Origin of the sequence: Micromonospora qiuiae (genome assembly GCF_016863555.1) — a bacterium.
GTDB classification, from domain to species: Bacteria; Actinomycetota; Actinomycetes; order Mycobacteriales; family Micromonosporaceae; genus Micromonospora; species Micromonospora qiuiae.
In genome coordinates, this window is sequence record NZ_BOPC01000162.1 from 1 (window position 1) to 2,485 (window position 2,485).

At 64.8% G+C, this 2,485-nt stretch carries 5 protein-coding genes; 2 read left to right on the forward strand and 3 right to left on the reverse strand.

Going from position 1 to position 2,485, the window contains the following annotated elements; all coding sequences use genetic code 11:
* Nucleotides 1-126 (reverse strand): transposase family protein (locus tag Vqi01_RS31740; RefSeq protein WP_372444468.1); only part of this gene is annotated, 126 nt, incomplete at its 3' end.
* A gap of 207 nt (nucleotides 127-333) precedes the next feature.
* Between Vqi01_RS31740 and Vqi01_RS31210 the strand changes: the two genes are divergently transcribed.
* Together Vqi01_RS31210 and Vqi01_RS30125 are read left to right on the forward strand one after the other, a co-directional pair.
* Complete coding sequence (locus tag Vqi01_RS31210; protein ID WP_275408861.1) at nucleotides 334-534, forward strand: YrhB domain-containing protein; 201 nt, start codon at nucleotides 334-336, stop codon at nucleotides 532-534.
* 123 nt (nucleotides 535-657) lie between these two features.
* The gene (locus Vqi01_RS30125; RefSeq protein ID WP_204038522.1) at nucleotides 658-1,053 is read left to right on the forward strand and encodes a hypothetical protein; all 396 of its coding nucleotides are present in this window, start codon (nucleotides 658-660) and stop codon (nucleotides 1,051-1,053) included.
* Nucleotides 1,054-1,237: 184 nt separating this feature from the next.
* On the opposite strand, the gene Vqi01_RS30130 is transcribed toward Vqi01_RS30125, so the two are convergent.
* Nucleotides 1,238-1,657, reverse strand: coding sequence for a hypothetical protein (locus Vqi01_RS30130; protein WP_204038523.1), 420 nt, complete (start codon nucleotides 1,655-1,657; stop codon nucleotides 1,238-1,240).
* Nucleotides 1,658-1,797: 140 nt separating this feature from the next.
* Nucleotides 1,798-2,485, reverse strand: a 688-nt coding sequence (locus Vqi01_RS30135) for an IS110 family RNA-guided transposase (RefSeq protein ID WP_204038524.1), incomplete at its 5' end; no start/stop codon positions are given.

Below are 2,485 nucleotides of genomic sequence, written 5' to 3' on the forward strand. Positions count from 1 at the left end.
AAGCAGCGTCTGCCTACCACCGATCGCCGGTTCTGCCAGTACCCGCCAGTACCGGCTGTGCACCCGCGCTGAGCTGGACCCGCAGTTCGGACACCGCCCTGCATCAGCCGAAACATCCGTATCCAACCAGGTCGACCGTCCCTCGACGCGTACACGCCTGATCCGAAGAGCCGAAAGATGAGGCAGCAGGTCCCCAACACCGCGATCATCGCACCGTGAACATGGTCATCCATATCGGACTGGGTCCGACCGCCGGGGCCGAGCCGGATTCACCAACTTCGTGCCAGAGCCAAATCTGATTGGCCGTTGACAATCATCGGTGCATGGGAGCGCGTGACTGCGTGGTCTGTGGGCTACCAGTCCCGCGCCTTCATCGAGTCAGGCGACATACACGATTCGTTGGTAGGCAACGGACCTGTGGTCGTGCCCAAGTTCGGCGCGGATCCATGGCTGGCCTGGTCCGGTCGGCCGGTGGAAGAAACAGATCACCGAGGGGCGACCCACCCTCGGCTGAACGCACTGACATGCCGCTGACGGGTCACCACGCTCCGTGACGAGGTGCGGTCGGTTTAATGCTCTGTCGTGCCGATGAGCGCGCACTGACTCCAGCCCAATCTCTGCCCGCTAACGTGCCAGTCGACGAGAGGGGCGCCGCTGATGGATGCGCTGATCAGTCACAGACTCGCGAAGGTCACACGGTTGGCCTGGCATCAGCCGGGCGATCCCGCCGACCTCAAGGTGGGGCCGGTCCACCTCGTCTTCGATGACGGTCGAGGTCTGCTTCTCAACGGTCGAAGCGACTGGACCCTCGAGTTCGTCCGAACCCAACCGGGCGACGAGGGGTGGCTCTCCGCCTACGACTACGACTATCTCGGTGGACGTTGGATTGCGCGCGACGCCTCCACCGAACCGCCCTTCGCCTCCGTCATCGCACTGCCCTTAGTTGACTGGGCGCCGACGTTCAACGCTGTCAACGAGGTAGTCGGTCTCAAGCTGGACTTCGATGGCCAGCAACTGACGCTCAGAACATGGGAGGGAGAAGTCACGACGTGACCATGCAGGACGACAAGATCTGCCGCCGCCCGTGCGCGTACGCAGACTACGAGCCGTCACGCTCGGTGTTCGACGTCGCCCAGCGGTACCCGGCATCCTGAGCTGCCGGTGTCAGTGGTCATGAGGCTTCCGCCTCTACAAGAGGTGCCACGACCGGTGGCCGAGACATTTTCGTTTCCGGCCCCTACTCGCCCGTCAGCGGCTCATTCGCCAGTTCGATGGCATAGGTGTCGGCCACGTCGATCTCGGCGACCGCCTGTTGGGCGGCTGTCTGCTCTCCTTGCGCACGAAGCAGACGTACCAGAAAATAAAGAGCGGTTTTGTCGCCGTGCTCGGCGCGCCGCCGTAGCTCGCTTTCGCAGCCTTCCTCGTACAGGAACCTGTCCAGCTGGCGCCGTGCGTGAACGTCGCTCTTGGCGAGCTCGGCCAACTCATGCAAGAGCCCGGCCTTCGCGAGTAACTCCATATGCCACAGGTGCGCGTCGTGTCGGTAATAGTCACGGCTGTAGCACTCCGAGAACCCGCTGACCATGCCGATTGCCGTAGCCCAGTCGCCACGCCCTTCGGCCGCTTCCGCCGCTGTCCGGTCAAACGGTGCTTCCATCGCGACAGTATGACAAGTTGCAGCGTTTTGGCCGCACTGCGTAGTTGGTGCTGCCCCGCGCCGTCTACCGCCGAGACAATGTCATCACGGCCCAGAGCGCACACAAGCGGGGGCTGTCTCGCCAACGGCACCTCTCTGTGTCAAGGCGTTGGCAGCAGAGAGGTCTCCGTGTCGTTGATCATGGTGCGGTAGACGACGTCGGCGAGGCGGCGTTTCAGGCAGCGCATAGCTTCTTTGTGGGTCTTGCCTTCGGCTCGTTTGCGCTGGTAGTAGTCCCGGCCTGGGGTCGCTCGTTTGATCTGGGCCATGGCCATGACGTGCAGCGCGTAGTTGAGCTGCCGGTCGCCGGCACGCGATAGGCGATGCCGTTGGATGTCACCGGATGACACTTCTATCGGCGCGACGCCGCAGTATGAAGCGAACGCAGACTCCGACCGGAACCTGCGGGCAGCGCCGGCGCGAGCCAGGATCTTCGCGGCGAGGACGTCTCCGATGCCGTGCAGATCGGTCAGCGTGCTGCCTGACGCGGCGACCGCGGCGGACAGCGTTGCGGTTACCTCGGCGATGCGCCGGTCGAGGCGGCGCAGTTCCCCGAGCAGTTCCACGGCAACCTGGCGCACGGTGCGGGCCAGCACCGCCCGGGGGCGGATGCTGCGCAGCGCGGCGGCTGCGGTGTCGGCGATCAGTCCGCGGGGCAGGCCGGCGGGAATGAGCTGGGCGAGCAGCGCATGCAGCCGGTTGATGGTCTGGGTTCGGGTGCGGACCAGGTCGTCGCGGTGTTCGGTGAGGCAGCGCAGGGCGGCGATCGCTTCGTCGACGACGGCGGTG